General features: G+C 52.6%; 15 protein-coding genes. 7 read left to right on the top strand and 8 right to left on the bottom strand.

The features are described 5' to 3' along the window. Window positions 1-81: 81 nt before the first annotated feature. Both ABU190_RS10760 and ABU190_RS10755 read right to left on the bottom strand, forming a co-directional pair. Window positions 82-939 (bottom strand): aldo/keto reductase, encoded by an 858-nt coding sequence (locus ABU190_RS10760; protein ID WP_354691280.1) that lies wholly within the window; start codon window positions 937-939, stop codon window positions 82-84. A gap of 91 nt (window positions 940-1030) precedes the next feature. After that, a complete protein-coding gene (locus ABU190_RS10755; protein WP_354691279.1) occupies window positions 1031-1777 on the bottom strand; it encodes a MipA/OmpV family protein in 747 nt (248 codons plus the stop codon). A 433-nt stretch (window positions 1778-2210) separates the two neighbouring features. Between ABU190_RS10755 and yeaG the strand changes: the two genes are divergently transcribed. The 4 genes from yeaG to ABU190_RS10735 all read left to right on the top strand — a co-directional run bounded on the left by yeaG (window position 2211) and on the right by ABU190_RS10735 (window position 7739). Continuing rightward, a complete protein-coding gene (yeaG, locus tag ABU190_RS10750) occupies window positions 2211-4145 on the top strand; it encodes a protein kinase YeaG (protein WP_041851665.1) in 1935 nt (644 codons plus the stop codon). A 200-nt stretch (window positions 4146-4345) separates the two neighbouring features. After that, window positions 4346-5626, top strand: a complete 1281-nt coding sequence (locus ABU190_RS10745; protein ID WP_041851666.1) for a YeaH/YhbH family protein — start codon at window positions 4346-4348, stop codon at window positions 5624-5626. Window positions 5627-5928: 302 nt separating this feature from the next. Next, window positions 5929-6429, top strand: a complete 501-nt coding sequence (locus ABU190_RS10740) for a YbaK/prolyl-tRNA synthetase associated domain-containing protein (RefSeq protein ID WP_354691479.1) — start codon at window positions 5929-5931, stop codon at window positions 6427-6429. A gap of 206 nt (window positions 6430-6635) precedes the next feature. Beyond that, window positions 6636-7739, top strand: a complete 1104-nt coding sequence (locus ABU190_RS10735) for a fimbrial protein (protein WP_354691278.1) — start codon at window positions 6636-6638, stop codon at window positions 7737-7739. 66 nt (window positions 7740-7805) lie between these two features. Here the strand turns inward: ABU190_RS10735 and yoaI are convergent, their stop codons facing one another. After that, on the bottom strand, window positions 7806-7916 hold the full coding sequence (gene yoaI, locus ABU190_RS10730; protein WP_272879239.1) for a small membrane protein YoaI: 111 nt from the start codon (window positions 7914-7916) through the stop codon (window positions 7806-7808). A gap of 312 nt (window positions 7917-8228) precedes the next feature. On the opposite strand from yoaI, the gene ABU190_RS10725 reads away from it, so the two are divergent. The 3 genes from ABU190_RS10725 (at window position 8229) to ABU190_RS10715 (ending at window position 12181) form a co-directional block, all read left to right on the top strand. Then, the gene (locus ABU190_RS10725) at window positions 8229-9563 is read left to right on the top strand and encodes a glycoside-pentoside-hexuronide (GPH):cation symporter (RefSeq protein WP_071195411.1); all 1335 of its coding nucleotides are present in this window, start codon (window positions 8229-8231) and stop codon (window positions 9561-9563) included. Between the two features lie 16 nt (window positions 9564-9579). After that, window positions 9580-11619 (top strand): TIM-barrel domain-containing protein, encoded by a 2040-nt coding sequence (locus ABU190_RS10720; protein WP_354691277.1) that lies wholly within the window; start codon window positions 9580-9582, stop codon window positions 11617-11619. Between the two features lie 115 nt (window positions 11620-11734). Next, window positions 11735-12181 (top strand): DUF441 domain-containing protein, encoded by a 447-nt coding sequence (locus ABU190_RS10715; RefSeq protein ID WP_041851670.1) that lies wholly within the window; start codon window positions 11735-11737, stop codon window positions 12179-12181. Here ABU190_RS10715 and ABU190_RS10710 read toward each other — a convergent pair. From ABU190_RS10710 to ABU190_RS10690, 5 genes are all read right to left on the bottom strand, one after another. Then, window positions 12164-12856: an ABC transporter permease subunit gene (locus ABU190_RS10710; RefSeq protein ID WP_271849025.1), complete on the bottom strand. Its 693-nt coding sequence runs from the start codon at window positions 12854-12856 to the stop codon at window positions 12164-12166. The two genes, ABU190_RS10715 and ABU190_RS10710, sit on opposite strands and share 18 nt — an antisense overlap. Next, the gene (locus tag ABU190_RS10705; protein ID WP_222556760.1) at window positions 12846-13601 is read right to left on the bottom strand and encodes an amino acid ABC transporter permease; all 756 of its coding nucleotides are present in this window, start codon (window positions 13599-13601) and stop codon (window positions 12846-12848) included. Before ABU190_RS10705 ends, ABU190_RS10710 begins: the two co-directional genes overlap by 11 nt. Then, window positions 13601-14422: an amino acid ABC transporter ATP-binding protein gene (locus ABU190_RS10700; protein WP_354691276.1), complete on the bottom strand. Its 822-nt coding sequence runs from the start codon at window positions 14420-14422 to the stop codon at window positions 13601-13603. The genes ABU190_RS10705 and ABU190_RS10700 overlap by 1 nt, the downstream gene beginning before the upstream one ends. 1 nt (window position 14423) lies before the next feature. Further along, the gene (locus ABU190_RS10695) at window positions 14424-15245 is read right to left on the bottom strand and encodes an ABC transporter substrate-binding protein (protein WP_354691275.1); all 822 of its coding nucleotides are present in this window, start codon (window positions 15243-15245) and stop codon (window positions 14424-14426) included. Window positions 15246-15450: 205 nt separating this feature from the next. Further along, window positions 15451-16239: a helix-turn-helix transcriptional regulator gene (locus ABU190_RS10690; protein ID WP_354691274.1), complete on the bottom strand. Its 789-nt coding sequence runs from the start codon at window positions 16237-16239 to the stop codon at window positions 15451-15453. Window positions 16240-16323 lie beyond the last annotated feature (84 nt).

Here is a 16323-nt window from a genome sequence, read left to right as displayed (position 1 = left end):
TGTGATAGCCCGGGTAAGCCGTGTTCCCGGGCTATCCCCGACTTATCCGGGTAACAGCATCCGCATCTTATGCGCGACGCGCTACACCACATCCAGGGGTGTTTTACGCCCCGGTGCCGGAAACGCGTTATCCAGCCGCGCCAGATCCTCTGCGCTCAGCGTAATGTTCAACGCAGCGGCATTTTCCTGGGCATGCGCCACAGTGGCCGCTTTTGGAATAGCCATCACCCCCTCGTGACTAATAACCCAGGCCAGCAGAATTTGTGCCGCCGTCGCGTTATGGGCTCGAGCAATATCCGTCACTACGCTGTTATTCAGCAATCCATCACGCAGACGCCCGGCCTGCGCCAGTGGGCAGTAAGCCATCACCGGCATCTGTTGTTGTTGGCACCAGGGCAGCAGGTCATATTCGATACCGCGCGAACCCAAATGATAGAGCACCTGATCGGTCACGCAGGCTTTGCCACCCTGCACCCGCCAGAGTTCCTGCATATCGGCATAATCGAGGTTCGACACACCCCAGCGGCGAATTTTGCCCTGCGCAATCAGGCTCTCCATCACCTCCACCGTTTCAGTCAGCGAAAAATTTCCCCGCCAGTGCAGCAGATAGAGATCGAGATAATCGGTTTTCAGACGGCGCAGACTCGCCTCACAAGCCGCAATTGCTTTTTTACCGCCGGCATTCCACGGATACACTTTCGACACCAGGTAGACTTTATCGCGTAATCCCCCCCGCAGTGCATCACCGACCACCTCTTCTGCACCGCCATCTGCATACATTTCCGCCGTATCGATAAGCGTAAGCCCGGCATCAATGCCCGCCCGTAGTGCATCCACCTCTTTACTGCGCTGGCGGTCATTCTCCCCCATATACCAGGTACCCTGCCCAATAGCAGGCAGTGTCACCTCGCCCGCGAAGACCACATTTCTCTCTGCCATATCATCCTCCTGCGCTAAATGCACCACCGTAAAGCAAAACAGGGCCAATGGCCCTGTTTTAATGCACAGATTGCACTATAAAAAAGCACAATCAGAAACGATACGTTACCCCTGCCGATAACAATCCGGCCCAGGATTTATCCACCATCGGACTGTCTTTAATTTCATCAGACAGGTGAGTGTAACGGCCCGTGCCGTAAACGCTCCAGTTGTCGTTCAGACGATAGCTGGCGGTAAGTTCCAGATAAGGGCTCCAGCTATTGTCCGGATCATAGCTATTAAGGCCGCTGCGACGTGACTCTTCGCGCGAGACGCCATAATAGTATTCGTTTTGATTGTCGCTGCTCCATTCAACCCCGATACCCGGCGTCAGCGTCAGGCCACCATTGGTATAGCGATACAGCCAGGCCAGATCCCATGTCACACCATTACTGTTGTCCAGCACATCACCAGCCAGAGACGTACGCAGGAAACCGTATTCGGTGTTATGAATATACGAAAGCCCCGCCACTGCGGTTGACTTACGTTTATTCAACTGACGCAGTTGATTATTGTCACTGTCACCCGGCTTAAAGCTCCAGGGCGAATATGCGGCAAAGATGGAGAGTTGGTCGGCCGGATCATTCCACAGGTAGTAGCCGCCGCCTAAACCACGGAACCAGAAGTCATCACTTTCATAGGTGATAACCGGGATCGGATAGGTTTTATTGTCGTACTGTTTATACGGAGTTTCTACAACGCCCACGCCCGCGCCCAGGGAGAAGTTGCTTTCGGCATTGGCAGTAAAAGTAGAAGAAGCGATCAGCACGCCCAGTGCCAGGAGTTTGAGTTTCATCACAGTCCATTAATTCCTGTAGTCAATAATCGGCGGAGTGAAGTTTAACCGTCCAGAACAGTCTACCCAAATTTTTTTACTTAACCATTACAAAACTAAACCCTATAGCCTGTGGTCTGTATATGACAGGGGGCTTACTGTTTTATGAAGCCGCTGTGATTTGAGAGTGGAAGGCTTATCACAAAAGAAAGCATTTATGGATGAGTTATTGATATGTCATTGAAATTAGTTTTAGGCGGCATGCAAGTTTTGCAAATGCCATCTACGCTTAAATTAAGAAGATGATTTAACGAACCCGCATATTGTTAATAACATGCAACCTGGCATGAGGGTTGCTGTATGACTCTTAGCGTCGTTCAGTTAACGCTTCCGGGAGCCTCTACTATTCATATGAACGGCTCTTTACCTGTGCTAAAAAACGAAAGGACGGCATGCCATGAATATATTCGATCACTACCGCCAGCGCTATGAAGCTGCCAAGGACGAAGAGTTCACACTGCAGGAATTTCTTACCATCTGTCGGCAAGACCGCAGTGCCTACGCTAACGCGGCAGAAAGGCTACTGATGGCCATTGGTGAGCCAGTGATGGTGGATACTGCCCAGGAGCCACGGCTTTCCCGTCTCTTTTCGAACCGGGTTATCGGACGCTACCCGGCGTTTGAAGAGTTCTATGGCATGGAAGAAGCAATCGAGCAAATTGTGTCTTATCTCAAACATGCCGCCCAGGGGCTGGAAGAGAAGAAACAGATCCTTTATCTGCTCGGTCCGGTCGGTGGTGGTAAATCCTCGCTTGCCGAACGCCTGAAATCCTTAATGCAGCGGGTACCGATTTACGTGCTGAGCGCCAATGGCGAACGCAGCCCGGTAAACGACCATCCGCTGTGTCTGTTCAATCCGCAGGAAGACGCGCAGATTCTGGAAAAGGAATATAATGTTCCGCGTCGTTATCTCGGTACCATCATGTCGCCGTGGGCGGCTAAACGTCTGCATGATTTTGGCGGTGACATCAGCAAATTCCGCGTGGTCAAAGTCTGGCCATCCGTACTTGAACAAATCGCCATCGCGAAAACAGAACCAGGCGATGAGAACAACCAGGACATCTCTGCTCTGGTGGGTAAAGTGGACATCCGTAAACTGGAAAACCACGCACAAAACGATCCCGATGCCTATGGCTACTCCGGCGCACTGTGCCGCGCGAACCAGGGCATCATGGAATTCGTTGAGATGTTCAAAGCGCCTATTAAAGTGTTGCACCCATTGCTGACCGCGACCCAGGAAGGCAACTACAACGGGACCGAAGGTATTTCCGCCCTGCCCTTTAACGGCATCATTCTTGCGCACTCAAACGAATCAGAGTGGGTCACTTTCCGTAATAACAAAAACAATGAGGCGTTCCTTGACCGTGTCTATATCGTCAAAGTGCCTTATTGCTTGCGGATCTCCGAAGAGATCAAAATTTACGAAAAACTGCTTAACCACAGTGAGTTGACCCATGCGCCATGCGCTCCGGGTACGCTGGAAACACTGGCCCGCTTCTCGATTTTGTCGCGCCTGAAAGAGCCGGAAAACTCCAGCATCTACTCGAAAATGCGTGTCTACGACGGTGAAAGCCTGAAAGATACGGACCCGAAAGCGAAGTCCTATCAGGAGTATCGCGATTACGCGGGGGTGGATGAAGGGATGAACGGTCTGTCGACGCGTTTTGCCTTTAAGATCCTCTCACGTGTGTTTAACTTCGATCATGCCGAAGTCGCCGCTAACCCGGTACATCTCTTTTATGTACTGGAACAGCAGATTGAACGTGAGCAGTTCCCGCAAGAGCTGGCAGAGCGTTATCTGGAATTCCTCAAAGGCTACCTGATCCCGAAATATGCTGAATTTATTGGCAAAGAGATCCAGACGGCCTACCTGGAATCCTACTCTGAATACGGACAGAATATTTTCGACCGTTATGTCACGTATGCAGATTTCTGGATTCAGGATCAGGAATACCGCGATCCGGATACCGGTCAGTTGTTTGACCGTGAATCGCTGAATGCTGAACTGGAAAAAATTGAAAAACCGGCCGGGATCAGTAACCCGAAAGATTTTCGTAACGAGATTGTCAACTTCGTGCTGCGTGCCCGTGCTAACAATAGCGGCCGTAACCCGAACTGGACCAGCTACGAAAAACTGCGCACGGTTATCGAGAAAAAAATGTTCTCGAATACCGAAGAGTTGCTGCCTGTTATTTCGTTTAACGCCAAAACCTCAACCGACGAACAGAAAAAACACGATGACTTTGTCGATCGTATGATGGAGAAAGGATACACCCGCAAACAGGTTCGCCTGCTGTGTGAATGGTATCTGCGTGTACGTAAATCATCATAATGCCAAAATGGCCCGGCAGCGCAGCGCTGACCGGGCCTGAACAATCTGTGCGTATCCTCGTTTTTCGCGGCGCAGGCAGATGGCAAGCGGGCGGCTCATGACATACTGGCAGGGTCACTACGTTGTGGAGCGAAAGCAGCCAATACCGGCGGCACGAAGTACAATGGATAGAGTTGGCAAATGCAGTACGGGAGGGACTTATGACCTGGTTCATAGACCGGCGTCTTAACGGTAAAAACAAGAGCACGGTTAACCGCCAGCGATTTTTACGCCGTTATAAAGCGCAAATAAAACAGTCGATCTCCGAGGCCATCAATAAACGCTCGGTCACCGACGTGGAGAATGGTGAGTCCGTCTCCATCCCGAACGAGGACATCAGCGAACCGATGTTTCATCAGGGACGCGGCGGTCTGCGCCATCGCGTCCATCCGGGTAACGACCATTTTGTGCAAAACGACCGCATCGAGCGTCCTCAGGGGGGCGGTGGCGGTGGTGGCAGCGGTCAGGGCGAAGCCAGCGCTGACGGCGAAGGCCAGGATGAATTCGTTTTCCAGATTTCAAAAGATGAATATCTCGATCTGCTGTTCGAGGATTTGGCGCTGCCAAACCTGAAAAAGAACCAGCAGCGTCAGCTCAATGAATTTAAGACTCACCGAGCCGGCTACACGGCAAACGGTGTTCCCGCCAATATTAGCGTAGTGCGTTCACTACAAAACTCGCTGGCGCGCCGTACCGCGATGACAGCAGGCAAGCGTCGTCAGCTACGTGAACTCGAAAGTGACCTGGACATTGTCGCCAAAAGCGAACCGGCCCAGTTGCTGGAAGAAGAGCGTCTGCGTAAGGAAATTGCCGAACTGCGCGCGAAAATCGAACGTGTCCCCTTTATCGACACCTTCGATTTACGCTACAAAAATTATGAAAAACGCCCGGAGCCTTCAAGCCAGGCGGTAATGTTCTGTCTGATGGACGTATCTGGTTCAATGGATCAGTCGACAAAAGACATGGCGAAGCGCTTTTATATCCTGCTCTATCTGTTCCTGAGCAGAACCTATAAAAACGTAGAAGTGGTCTATATCCGTCACCACACCCAGGCGAAAGAGGTTGATGAGCATGAGTTTTTCTACTCGCAGGAGACCGGCGGTACCATTGTCTCGAGCGCGCTGAAACTGATGGATGAAGTGGTCAAAGAACGTTATGACCCGGCGCAGTGGAACATCTATGCGGCACAGGCATCGGATGGCGATAACTGGGCCGATGACTCACCACTATGTCATGAAATTCTGGCGAAGAAAATCCTGCCCGTGGTGCGTTATTACAGCTATATCGAGATAACACGCCGCGCGCACCAGACGCTGTGGCGCGAATATGAACATCTGCAGACGATGTTTGATAATTTCGCAATCCAGCATATCCGCGATCAGGAAGATATCTACCCGGTGTTCCGCGAGCTTTTCCACAAACAGAACGCCAGCTCCAACTAAACATAGAAAAAAGCCAGTGCTCTGCGCGCTGGCTTTTTTCTCCTCGCCGCAAACGCGCAAATTACGGTACAAAAATGCAGCTATTTGCCCCCTTGCATCGTGGCAAATATGGCATATTACTTCCCAGACAAACTCGATTCTTACTTCGTTCCTTGCGAACGTCGTTTTTTTAACAGTACACATAAAAGCGTTTGTAAAGTGCTAGTACTTTTAAGCCGCCAGTTTTTGAGGCGGCTTTTTTATTTTCATCTTCGGGTAACTGAATTACTCTTGGTTTTTATTACGTTTCTCCAGGAGTGATGATGTCAGAGATTGCCAGTCAGAATATCCATCAACATCTTATTGAAACCCTTGATAATGCTCAGGCACGCTACCGCATCGTCGAGCATGAAGCATCCGGTAAATGTGAAGCCGTGAGTGAAATTCGAGGTACAGCGCTGGGCCAGGGAGCGAAAGCGCTGGTGTGTAAAATCAAAGGCAATGGCGTGAAAATGCATGTGCTGGCGATCCTTGCCGCTGACCTGCAGGCCGATTTAGCACGGCTGGCCTCTTTTTTTGGCGGCAGTAAAGCCTCGCTGGCAAGCCCTGCCGAAGTCGAAACATTAACGGCTTGCGTATTTGGTGCGATCCCGCCGTTCAGTTTCCATCCCGACCTCAAGCTGGTTGCCGACCCGCTACTTTTTACGCGTTATGAAGATATTGCCTTCAACGCCGGACTACTGGAAAAGTCGATAATTCTCAATACGAAAGATTATTTGCGCATTGCTCGTCCTGAACTGGTGAGTTTTCACCGCGAAGGTTAAGAACGTTTCTCTGCTGCGTACCAAAGCGCATGCAGAGACGTTGTGATTTATTACTTTGGGCGTGATTTATTACAATTTTTATTTTTAATTTTTATCGTTATCCTGTATCACCGTAGGTCCGGCCAACCGGCGGCGAAAATTTCAATTCTTAGCGACCCCTATGCTCCATCATCCCACATGATCCCCTCTTTTCAGGAAACCGCATCATGTACAGGATAAGGATAGTTTTAAACGCAGTGGGTCTGCTACTGCTGAGCGTTACGGGCAAGGCTGTTGCAACATGTGCGCTTGAGCCAGTACCCGACTATATGGCGACCGGGCCGGTCTCTGTTGTCGCGCCACTTGATTCACGTATTTTCTCGGTCCCGCCCGATCTCCCTGTCGGCGCGCAAATCTCAAAAATGTATATTAACATGTCAAACAATCCTACTGGCTGGCATATTAAGTGCACTTCCGGCAACTCTCTCTATCTCATGTACCTATACGATACTTTGCCAGGTACGTTGGTTCCGGGATTTAGCGATGTTTATAAGACGGATCTGGATGGCATTGGTGTTCGTTATTTAACCAACTATGCCAGCGAGCCCTCTTTCCCGTTTTGGCATATAGAGGGCGTGGGCATGGAACAATACATCCCCGCCTCGATGCAATTCAAAATGGGGCTCCAGTTTATCAAAACCGCCAATGTGACACAGGCGGGCATCATAACCGCCACGAAACTACCCAGTATCCGTATTGCTGCCGGGCAATCAGGTCAACTTGTTTATATTGCCAAACTCAGCGTCAGCGGAAATTTTGAAGTCAACACTCCTACCTGCAATATCGCGCCGCTCAGCACCAATATGTCGGTGCAAATGGGCGAACATAACAAAAAAGTTTTTAAAGGCGTGGGTACCGGTAGCCCATGGAAAAACGCCAGCATTCAGTTAATTAGTTGCCAACGCTTCTATGGCAATATGCCCACGGGTGATTCAAGCACCAGCATTAATGGCGTTACCACAACCAACCCGCTCACCCTTAATTCCGTGTCGCTGACATTAACGCCGCGCAATGGTATGGTCGATGCGACAAAAGGGATCATGAAAATTGATGAGGAAACAGGAAAAGCGACAGGCGTGGGCATTCAGCTTTCTACCACTGAAAGCACGACAGGGATTATCAATCTCAACGAACAATTGACCACCAGCATTCCAAATAGCGCATCAACGACACTTACCCTACCGCTCTATGCACGCTATGTGCAGACAGAAAGCAGCGTAAATGCCGGTACGGCGAATGGACGCGTGGAATATACGGTGACCTATCAATAAAGCATGTATCCGTGACAAGGCCGCCGGAGAGCAAATGGCTGTAATGGCTAACAATTAAAGCGCTCTCTACGGCCAGCCCGCTTTTTCCAGCGCAAGAACAGAAACTACCAGCACCACCATGATGGCGATAAATGACGACGCGATGATAACGCCATCTGTCAGCATAAAATCATTCATTTTCAACCTGCCTCTTTTTAGCCCGGTTTTCTTATTCATAATGTTACTGGGTGACAATTCGATGACAGTTTCGGGTTATTCAAATGAATATCCTGGCGCTGAAACGATTCCTGCCGCCAGCTTGCCAACACGTTAAAAACGTAGCGCCAAATAACGGTTTGCATTGCCTGCTCAATAAATTGTTACCGGTATCACGAAAAGCAGTTTCCATAATTCCGATGACAAATCTCGCAATTGTTATAAATACATTCTTGCAACACCCTTATTCTGTAGCGCACTTCTGAAATAACCTTACAAACCCAGGTGAATACAATGAATTTAACGATCACCCGTAAAGAGAAAATCAGTTATGGACTCGGTGATATGGCCAGCCATGTCGGGCTGGATAATGTCATTATATTTCTGACGTTTTATTACACCGACGTTGTTGGATTACCCGCCGCGTTTGTTGGCACCATGTTTTTGCTGGCCCGTACCGCCGATGCCATTATTGACCCGGCAATGGGTTATCTTGCCGACCGGACAAATTCACGCTGGGGTAAATTCCGCCCGTGGATGCTGTGGCTGGCCTTGCCTTTTGGCATCAGTTGCCTGCTAACCTACGCCGTGCCTGAATCTTTAACCCTGACCGGGAAAATGGTGTTCGCGACAATTACCTACACCTTTATGATGTTGATGTATACGGCGATCAATATCCCTTACTGTTCAATGGGTGCGGTCATTACTCCCAATAACGAAGATCGTATTTCACTGCAATCGTATCGCTTCTTTTTAGCCACCCTTGGCGGTGCAATGTCGACATTCTTTATGATGCCGCTGGCGCAATATCTCGGTGGTGACGATAAATTATCCGGCTATCGCTGGGCAATGGCGATAATGGCCAGTGCCGCCGTCGTCATGTTCTGGATCTGCTTTGCTAATACCCGCGAACGCATTAAAGCGCCTGCAACCCACAACAATTATCTCGGCGAATTACGCGATTTATTACGAAACGACCAGTGGCGCGTGGTCTCTGTGCTGGTGATTACCAATATCGGTTTTGGGGTCATTCGCCTTGGCGCGATGATGTATTTCGTCACTTATTATCTGGGCAGCGCCAGCTATTTTATGTGGATGCTGGGGGCACATATTCTGGGTAAAGCAGCAGGCAGCGCGCTGGCAAAACGCCTGACCCGCAACTTTAGCAAAGTACAAATGTTCGGTTACTGTGCTGTCCTCGCCGGTGTACTGAGCATCGCCCTCTTCTTCGCGCCGAAATCAATATACGTGCTGGTGCCACTGACTTTCGTGGTATCTACCCTCTACCAGGCCACCACCACGCTGATGTGGGTCATGATGGCGGATGTCGCCGACTACGGGGAATGGTTGCAGGGTAAACGCATGGACGGCGTGATTTTCTCGACCTTTCTCGCCGTGCTCAAACTCGGCATGGCCATCAGCGGCGCTATTGTCGGCTGGACGTTAGGGCTGAGCGGCTATGTCGCCAATGCGCCAGAACAGACATCGGTTGCAATGTACTGCATTGTTGCCCTCTTCACCGTGGTGCCGGGGCTGCTGTCGCTGGCCGCTTTTGCCACCCTGCGCTGGTACAAACTCGACGATAACACCATGAAATCTATCAATCTTGCCCGTCATAGTCTCTCGTAAAAAGGACCTGTTATTCATGAGCGAACTTATCCAACACCCGGACAGTATTGAATGGCGCTTTGAGCGTCAGATCCTGCGCGTTGAAGCCTGGGGAGAGCACAGCCTGCGCGTGCGTGCCACCTGCGCCCCGGCCTTTAGCGACAATCTGCACGCCCTGTTGCCACCGCAGACCTGTCAGTCACAGATAACCGCGGGCGCGGAACAGCTAACGCTGCGCAACGGTAACATCACCGCGGTGCTTAATCTGAAAGGCCAACTGGCGTTTTACAACCAGCATGGCGAATTGTTGCTTGAGGAGATGTGGCGGCAGCGTTCAACCGTCGGTATTGGTGCCAGTGAAAAAAGCCAGGACAAATATATCAGCGCCCTGAAACTCGATGGTCGTGAATTTAAACCGCTGCCCGGCGGCAAGTATCAGTTGACCGTCCGTTTTGAATCGCGCCCGGATGAACGTGTTTACGGCATGGGGCAATATCAGCAGCCATGGCTGGATCTGAAAGGCTGTGCGCTGGAGCTGGCGCAGCGCAATTCACAGGCCAGCGTCCCTTTTATGCAGTCGAGCCTCGGCTATGGTCTGTTATGGAACAACCCGGCGATTGGCGAAGCCAACTTCGCCAAAAACCAGACCACCTGGCTTGCTCGCGTCACTCAGGAGATGGATTACTGGATCACCGCCGCTGACAGTGTCCAGCAGCTTACCCGCCAGTACGCCAAAGCCACCGGAACGCCGCCGCCTGCCCCGGCATTCACCAGCGGCCTATGGCAATGCAAACTGCGCTATCGCACCCAGCAGGAGGTACTGGAGGTCGCCCGTGAGTACCGCCGTCGTCATCTGCCGCTCTCGGTGATGGTCATCGATTTCTTCCACTGGCCGAATCAGGGCACCTGGTGTTTTGATCCCATCGACTGGCCAGATCCGAAGGCGATGGTCGACGAGCTGAAATCGATGGGCATTGAGCTGATGGTTTCCGTCTGGCCAACGGTGGAAGCACGCAGCCCACTCTTTCCGGTGATGAAAGCCAAAGGTTTACTGGTCACCAGCGATCGCGGCGTGCAGGTTAATCTCGATTTTATGGGCAACACTACCTTCTTTGACGCCACCCACCCACAGGCGCGTGAATTTGTCTGGGAGACGGTGAGGAAAAACTATTACGATCTGGGCATTAAATTGTTCTGGCTGGATGAAGCCGAACCGGAGTATCGCGCCTACGATTTTGACAACTACCGCTACCACGCCGGGCCTGTACTGGAGGTGGGGAATCAATATCCGCGGGATTTCGCCCAGGGTTTTTATGAGGGTCTGCAAGCCTGCGGTGAGCGCGATATCGTTAACCTTGTACGCTGCTCCTGGGCGGGTAGCCAGCGTTTTGGTGTGCTGGCCTGGTCCGGCGATGTGCATTCATCGTTCCATGCATTTCGTAACCAGCTCGCCGCCGGGTTAAATATGGGGCTGGCGGGCATCCCCTGGTGGACAACCGATATTGGCGGTTTCCAGGGCGGAAATGTTAACGACCCGGCTTTCCACGAACTGTTGATCCGCTGGTTCCAGTGGGCGGTTTTTTGCCCGGTACTGCGTATGCACGGCTACCGTGAACCGCAAATCCAGCCGCCGGAAAGCTACCGCAACGGCATCCCGCAATGCAACAGTGGTTCGCCTAATGAGCTGTGGAGCTACGGCGAAGAGAACTATGCCATCATGCAGCACTGGCTGTCCGTGCGTGAAAAACTGCGCCCCTATGTGGATGCGCTGTTCGCTAATGCCCACCAGTATGGCGATCCGCTGATGCGCCCGCTGTTCTGGCACTACCCGGATGAGCCACAAAGCTGGCAGGTGGAAGACCAGTATCTGTTTGGCGAGGATATTCTGGTGGCGCCTGTTCTGCACGCGGGGCAACGCCAACGTGAAGTCTGGTTGCCAGGACATCATGGCTGGCTGGATCTGAATGGCGAGCGCTATCAGGGCCAGCAGCGAATTACCGTCAATGCCGGGCTGGAGACGATCCCGGTCTTTATGCGTGAAGGGAGCAACGCTGCCGCTCTTTTGTCCGGTATTTAAGGCAAACGCCTGAAAACGTGTGTTTCGTTATAAAAAGCCTGCTTAACAATGCGCATCCGCGTAAGGTAATGTAAGCAGGCTTATTTTTTCATTGGCAAGGAACGAAACACTCTCCATGTTTGATACCACTCTCTTTATCCTTATTGGCCTTGTGGCACTGAGCTTCTTTAGCCACAACACCACCGTCGCCGTTGCCGTTATGGTGTTGATCATAATTCGCATCACGCCGCTCAATGCTTACTTTCCGTGGGTCGAAAAGCAGGGTTTAACGCTCGGTATTGTCATTCTGACCATTGGCGTTATGGCGCCTATCGCCAGCGGATCATTGCCACCATCAACGCTGATTAGCTCTTTTCTGAACTGGAAATCGCTGATAGCCATCGCTGTGGGGGTTTTTGTCTCCTGGCTGGGGGGCCGTGGGGTGACACTGATGAGCGCGCAGCCCTCGCTGGTCGCAGGGCTTCTGGTGGGCACCGTACTGGGTGTGGCCCTGTTCCGGGGCGTGCCGGTAGGGCCACTGATTGCGGCAGGTCTGGTTTCGCTGTTAATTGGTCGGCAGTAAATGCCGCCTCTGCCAGCGTTTAACCCCAAGCTCCAGTAAAGTACACAGCAGGTAATAGACCAGACCGGTGAAGATAAACAGGGCCGCCGGGTAAACCTGTACCCGGTTATTAACCTGCCCGGCCACCGTGGTCAGCTCCGGCACATTGACGATAAAGGCCAGAGAGGTGTCTTTCAGCAGAGCAATAAGCAACCCCATGTAAGACGGAATGGCATTACGTAACGCCTGTGGCAGCAGCACCAGGCGCAGAATGTCCAGGCTGCCAAACCCACCGCTTATCGCCGCCTCATATTGCCCCTTCGGTAATGCGTTAAGCGCCGCCAGCGTCGAGTACATGACCGATGCCGAGGTAAACCACGCTAACGCCAGGGTGACAGTAACCGCCCCCGGCAAGTCAGCGCCAGTGAGCCACGGCAGCAAAAACCACAGCCAGAAGATGACAAAAATCAGCGGGATCCCACGAATCAACTCGGCCCACAGAAAGAGCAGCTTGCGCGGCCAGCCCGCAAAACGCCACGCGCAGCAGGCGAGCAACACGCCGCCGGGGAATGCCAGCACCGCCGCCCCCAGAGTCATCAGTACCGATAACAGCACGCCGCCCGGTTCGCCCTGTGCGGCGCGTCCCAGCAGCAGATAACCGAGGTTATCGGTAATCACGGTAAGATTATCGATCACGGTGTGCCTCCTTGCGGACCATTGCCCGCCATCCGCGCGGCAGGTTAAACAGCAGACTCATTAGCAGCCCCAGCGCCAGATACAGCACACTTCCCACCGTAAAGGCTTCCAACGCGTGGGCGTTAAAGCTTTCAATTTGCCGGGTCTGGTAGGTGAGTTCCGCAAAACCGATGCCGGTCGCCAGCGATGAGAGTTTCATCAGGTTCAGATACTGTCCCACCACCGGCTGCCAGGCGTTCTCCAGCCCCTGCGGCAGAAGTATCCAACGAAACAGCGCCAGATCGCTAAAACCCTGCGATTTTGCCGCTTCAATTTGTCCACGCGGAACAGCATGCAGCCCGGCCTGAATCTCTTCAACCAGAAATGCCGCCGTAAATAACCCAAGCGCCCACGCCGAAGAGAGAAATTCCGGGGTAAACCACCAGACATCTCCCGGTAAAATACTAAAGGCGTGGTCATCGTTGACGTACTGACGAAATGCCAGCGGCAACACGTTCCAGGCAGCGAAATACCAGAACAGCAGTTGCACCAGTAGCGGCGTATTGCGAAACAGCGAAACCCATCCCGCCACTACCGCTCGCCCCACCTTGCCGCCTGCCAGACGCAGAGCCAGCAGAAACACCGTCATGGCGGTCGCAAGGATAATCCCCACCACCGTGACCCAGATGGTGGTCAGAAAGCCAGACGTGAGCCATTGTGCGGGTTGGCCGGTAAAGACGCCCGCCCAGTCGAGATGAATCCCCATTACAGCTCCTTGCCGTCAGCATGGAGCGGATTGAGCACTTTTTGCAGGAAGCGTCGGGCGCGCGGATGCTGCGGCGCGGTGAAAAACGCCTCCGGTGCGGCCTGTTCGAGGATTTCCCCTCCGTCGATAAATATCACCCGGTCAGCAATTTCGCGGGCAAATTGCATCTCGTGGGTCACCACGATCAAGGTGATCCCGCTGTGGGCCAGCGATTTCATCACCTGCAAAACTTCGCCAATCATCTCCGGGTCGAGCGCCGATGTCGGTTCATCAAACAGGATGATATGCGGCCCTGCCGCCAGGGTGCGGGCGATGGCCACCCGCTGTTGCTGGCCGCCGGAAAGCTGCGCCGGGTAGTGGCTGGCTTTGTCGCTCAACCCAACACGTTCCAGCAGGTCCAGAGCGATTTTTTTCGCGTCTGCTGCCGACTTGCCATGAATGCGGGTTAACGCCAGGGTGATATTTTCCAGCGCGTTCAGATGCGCATAGAGGTTAAATTGCTGGAACACGAAACCGACCTGACGGCGCAGGTTGCGCAATTCGCGCCCCTTAAGCTGGCTGGTGGGTTTGCCGTCCACCAGAATTTCGCCGCTGGTCAGGGTTTCCAGTTGGTTGATAAGACGGATCAGCGTCGATTTGCCAGAACCGGAAGGCCCGCATACGGCAATGACTTCCCCTGCCGCAACCTGCAAATCAATCGCCTTCAACACGCGGTGGTCGCCATAGCTTTTGCTGGCCTGGCGAAACTCCACCGTTCCTTTTTGCACGGGAAAAGCCTCCGGGGCTTGCGCCACGGAGGTAGAAAAGAGACCTGCCAACATATTACTTCGCTTCTATTTTAAAACTGCGTGGAGTCGGGGCTTTGGTTTGCGGACCAAACCAGACGTCGTAGATTTTTGCGGCTTCACCGCTCTGCTCCAGTTTCACCAGTTCATCATTCACCGCTTTGAGCAGCGCGGTTTCGCCTTTGGTGACACCCACGCCAATCTCCTCTTTAGAAAGCAAGTCTGGCAGAATTTTGAATTTGGCTTTATCCGGCGCTTCCGCCAGCAGGCCCGCCAGGATGGTGCTGTCCTGCGTGATCGCCTGCACGTTGCCGTTACGCAGCGCGGTCAGCGCCAGTGGAATATCGTCATACGCCAGCACGCGGGACTGAGGGAAACGCTGATGCAGCGCCTGCTCGCCAGTGGTGCCTTTTACCGCACCGATACGCGCTTTGCTGTAACTATCCAGTTTGTCGGACGCGCTGGCAGGGACCAGGAACTGCTGGCCGGTCACGAAATATGGCGTGGAGAAATCAATAACCTGTGCGCGTTCCGGGGTAATGGTGATATCAGCAACAATCAGATCCACTTTACCGGACTGCAACAGCGGAATACGGTTCGCCGGGTTGGTGGCTACCAGTTCCAGCTTCACGCCGAGGCTTTTCGCCAGCGCTTTGGCGAAATCCACATCGTAGCCGACAATTTCGTGGCTCTGCGGGTCGATGGCGCCAAACGGCGGGTTCGCGTCAAAGGTCGCCACTTTGACCACACCTGCGGCTTTAATATCGGCCAGTTTGTCTGCGTGAGCGGCAAATGAGAAAGTTGAAAGCAATGCCAGTGCGGTAAGCGCACCGATTTTTTTAGAAGATGTGGTTGCCATGCTAATCCTTACGCCCTGTTATTAGTAAAATTTCAGGGCTAAAGTCACATAACCGTAATCATCAGACAAATATCAAAAAGTGCATTTATTATCTAAAAAAGTTATTAAAAACAGCAGCGCCATATGAATCACTTATCCTAAGCCAACCAACCGTGAAAACAGCCATAAACCACACAGCATAAAGGGAATTGGCAGCAGAAAATAATTATGTACTGCCAAGCGATGCAAGATAACGTCCGGGAGTTTGCCCTAACCCTTTTTTAAACATCGTAATAAATGCGGTGGTGGAATCATAACCCAGCGCCTGGGCGACATTTTGTACCGACTCGCCGCTTATCAACAAGCGCAGGGAAAGAATCAACAACATCTGATGCCGCCAGCGGCGAAAACTCAGTCCCGTCTCCTTCACCACCAGCCGTGCCAGGTTGCGCTCGCTCATGGCAAACTCCTGCGCCCATTGCGCCAGCGTCTGCCAGCGGGCCGGTGCCTGCTCCATGGTTTCAACCATCTGGCGAATTTTACTGTGCGGGGAAACGGGAAGTTGCAGTTGCATTTGCGGCTGACGGGGCAGTTCATCAAACAAAACCTGCACCAGACGCTGAGTTGCCGGTTGCTGGCGTTCGCGATGGCTACGCGCAGAAAGCGTCAGGATCAGTTCGCGCACCAGTGGGGAGATTTTCAGCGTGCAGCACTGCGCTGGCATATCGACCCACTCAGGTTCAATAAACAAAAAGCACAGCTTCGCCCCCGGCGTCGCGAGATTACTGTGAGCAACAAGCCCCGGTATCCACACAGCGTGATGAGGCGGCACCATCCAGCGAGCGTTTTCCACCTCACTGGTGATCGCCCCACTCAGCGCCAGAATTAGCTGCCCCTTACGGTGACGATGCCGCGGGATCCGCTGCTCATCGGCCTCGACGGTAATACTAAACGCCAGGGCCGCCTCTTGCTGACTGTCAGGATTAAAGCCATCCAGGCCAAGGCCGTGCTGCATAATGTTGTCCGATTTTAGCGATAAATTGTCATTTTAGCTTGATTATATCAGCGCGAAAAACAGGTATGGTAGGGTTCTGCTATT

The organism is Phytobacter sp. RSE-02 (genome assembly GCF_040578655.1).
Classification (GTDB): domain Bacteria; phylum Pseudomonadota; class Gammaproteobacteria; order Enterobacterales; family Enterobacteriaceae; genus Phytobacter; species Phytobacter diazotrophicus.
Note: the sequence above shows the minus strand (reverse complement) of the source record. Positions and strands in the feature narration are given on the sequence as shown.